At 77.5% G+C, this 3,028-nt stretch carries 3 protein-coding genes; 2 read left to right on the forward strand and 1 reads right to left on the reverse strand.

From position 1 onward, the window contains the following. Positions 1-1,202: MMPL family transporter (locus ACFUEL_RS37635; RefSeq protein ID WP_380242396.1), on the reverse strand; the 1,202-nt coding region annotated here is incomplete at its 3' end. 209 nt (positions 1,203-1,411) lie between these two features. Here ACFUEL_RS37635 and ACFUEL_RS37640 point away from each other — a divergent pair. Continuing rightward, complete coding sequence (locus ACFUEL_RS37640) at positions 1,412-1,981, forward strand: RNA polymerase sigma factor (protein ID WP_380242398.1); 570 nt, start codon at positions 1,412-1,414, stop codon at positions 1,979-1,981. Beyond that, entirely contained in the window at positions 1,968-2,915 is a 948-nt protein-coding gene (locus tag ACFUEL_RS37645; RefSeq protein ID WP_380242400.1) for a CU044_5270 family protein, read from the forward strand. The genes ACFUEL_RS37640 and ACFUEL_RS37645 overlap by 14 nt, the downstream gene beginning before the upstream one ends. The last annotated feature ends 113 nt before the right edge of the window (positions 2,916-3,028 follow it).

Below are 3,028 nucleotides of genomic sequence, written 5' to 3' on the forward strand. Positions count from 1 at the left end.
GTGTTGCCTGACGCCTGGCTGCCGGCGTCCTGCGGCCAGGTGCGCATGCCGAGCATCGGGGCGGCCAGCGCGAACAGCACGGCCAGCGACAGGACGGCGGCGGTGACCGGGCGGCGGCCGATCAGCCGGGCCCAGCGCTCGGTGCGGGTCGCGGCGGCGGGGGTCCGCTCGTCCGGGGCGGGCCCGGCGGCGGCGGGCGCGGCGGGCCGGCGCTCGGCGCGGCGCAGCAGGCGCGGGCCGGAGAGCGCGGCCAGCGCGGGCACCAGCGTCAGGGCGGCCAGCATCACGGCGCCGACGGTGGCGAAGGTCGCGTAGCCGAACGAGGCGTAGGTGGACAGGCCCGCCAGCTTCAGGCCGAGCAGCGAGACCAGCACCGTCGCCCCGGCCACCACCACCGAGGAGCCCGCGGTGGCGTTCGCCTCGGTGGCGGCCGCGCGGGCGTCCAGGCCCCGGCGCAGCCCCTCCGTGTGCCGGGAGACCAGCAGCAGCGCGTAGTCGATGCCGACGCCCAGGCCGACCATCGAGGCCACGGTGGGCGCGATGTCGCTGATGTCGGTGACGGCCGACATCAGGGTGATCAGCCCCGTACCGGCGCCGAGCCCGGCCAGCGCGACCAGCAGCGGCAGGCCGGCGGCGGCGATCGAGCCGAGCGCGACCACCAGGATCACCAGCGCGGCGCCCATGCCGATCGCCTCGGCCGTCCCGTTCGGGGCGCTGAAGTGCTCCGGCAGCTCCCCGCCGAACTCGACCTGGTACCCGGCGCGGGTGGCGGCCCCGGCGGCGGCCCGCAGCGCGTCCAGGCCCTCGGAGCCCTTGAACGCGGTGACCTTGACGTCGTAGCCGACCGTCAGCAGCGCGGTGTCCCCGGCCCGGGACGGCACCGGCTCGCTCACCGACAGCGCGTGCGGCACCCGCGCCAGGCTCCCGCGCAGCGCGGACAGCACGTCGGCGGGCAGCGGCCTGCCGTCGCGGTCGTGGACGACCACCCGGGCGCTGGTGCCGGAGGTCTCCGGGAAGCGCGCGTTCAGCAGGTCCATCCCGGCGGTGGACGGGGTGCCGGGTATCCGGTAGTTGTCGCGCGGCTCGCCGCCGGACACCTGTGCCAGGGCGAGGATCGCGCCGATCAGCAGCACCCAGGCGGCGACGGTGCGCCAGGGCCGGGCAGCCGCGGCCCCGCCGAGGCGGCCGAGGAGTGTGGACATCGCAGAAAGCCTTCCGTACAGCGGTCGATCCGGTCGATCGGTGTCGGACCCCAGTGTGGGAAAACGCTCTTGGAGCCCACTTGGCGGACCGTTCCAAGCCCCGGCGGGGGCGGGGGCCGGACTCGGAACGGGCGGACTGTTCCGGACAGCGGTAAGAATCCCGGGGGTGCCGGACAGGAACGGGGCAGGAACGACGAGAGGGGGGCACGGTGGGTGCGGCTGAGGATTTCAGCGCCCTGTACCGGGAGCACCACGGCGCGGTGCTGCGCTACCTGCACCGCAGGGTCGGCGCGGACAGCGCCGGCGACCTGGCGGCCGAGGTGTTCACGGTGGTGTGGCGGCGCTGGGCGGAGGTGCCCGGCGAGGCGCTGCCCTGGTTGTACGGGGTGGCGCGCAACGTGGTGGCCAACCACGTGCGGGGACGGGAACGGGCCGGGCGGCTGGCCGCCGGGCTGGCGGCGGACGCGGCCGGCCCCGGCCGGGACGTCGCGGAGCAGGTCGCGGCCCGCGACGGCGTGCACGCCGCGTGGTCGCGGCTGGCCGAGCGGGACCGCGAGGTGCTGGCGCTGACCGGCTGGGAGGGCCTGGACACCCGTCAGGCCGCCCGGGCGCTCGGCTGCAGCCCGGCGGCGTTCTCGGTGCGGCTGTACCGGGCCCGGCGGCGGCTGCGGGCCGTACTGGACGAACAGGCGGCGGCGGAGACGGTGGCCGGGGCGGCGGAGACGGTGGTTTCGACGGCAGTGACGAGCATCCTGGAGGTGGGCCGTGCGCGCGGCTGACGGTGTGAAGGACCTGAAGGACCTGATGGCGGCGGCGGACCCGGCGGCGGGCGTCACCGGCGACCCCGATCGGCGGCAGGCCGACCTGGAGCGGATCCTGGCCGGGCCCGGACCGCGCCCCCGGCCGCGACGGGGGATCGCCCCGCGCCTGTGGGTGCCGCTCGGGGCCGTCGCGGCGGTCTGCGCGGCGGCGCTGGCCCTGACCCTGCTGCCCTCTGGCACCGGGCACGCCTACGCGGCGACTCCCCCGCCGCTGGACTACCGGCGCCCGACCGCGGCCGTCCCCGCGGCGCAGACGCTGGCGGAGATCGCCCGGCGCACCGCGGCCCTGTCCGAACCGGACGGCGGCCCGGACTCCGTCCTGGAGTGGCGGGACTGGAGCCTGTTCACCCGCATCGACGGGAACACCGTCACCTCGCGGGTGACGGCCGAGCAGCACCGGGTCCTGCTGCACCCGGACGGCACCGGCACCCAGACCCGCCGGTTCGACGGGCGGCCGGAGCACACCGAGCCGTACGAGTCCGGCCTGTACCGGCAGCCCGTCCCCGCCGACCCGGAGGCGCTGCGCGCGATGCTGCGCGCGTCGACCCCCGCCGTGGACAGCGCCTCCGGGCTGGCCCAGGCCCTGCGCGGGCTGCTGCGCGTCCAGGTGCTGGACCCCGCGCAGCGGGCCGCCGTGCTGCGGCTGGTCGCCGCGCTGCCGGGCCTGTCCTACGACGGCTCGGTCACCGACCGGGCGGGGCGGCCGGGCGAGGCGTTCTCCGCCGAGTCGGACGGCAGCGGGCTGCCCACCCGGTACACCTTCGTGGTGGACCGGGACAGCGGGCGGATCCTCGGCGACGAGGCGATGCTCACCACCAGGGCGGGGGCGCTCAACGTGCCGGTGCCGTCGGTGATCTCCTACACCGCCTACCTGTCCGCGCGGCGGCAGTAGGCGGGCGGTTCCACAGCCGGCGGCCGGGCCCGCGGGTGTAACGGGGCACGGGGCCGATCCGGGGGCCGGGCCGCGGCCGAACCCGGCGGGGACCGCCACGGCCGCCCCCCCCG

Source organism: Kitasatospora sp. NPDC057198 (assembly GCF_042670125.1).
GTDB lineage: Bacteria > Actinomycetota > Actinomycetes > Streptomycetales > Streptomycetaceae > Kitasatospora.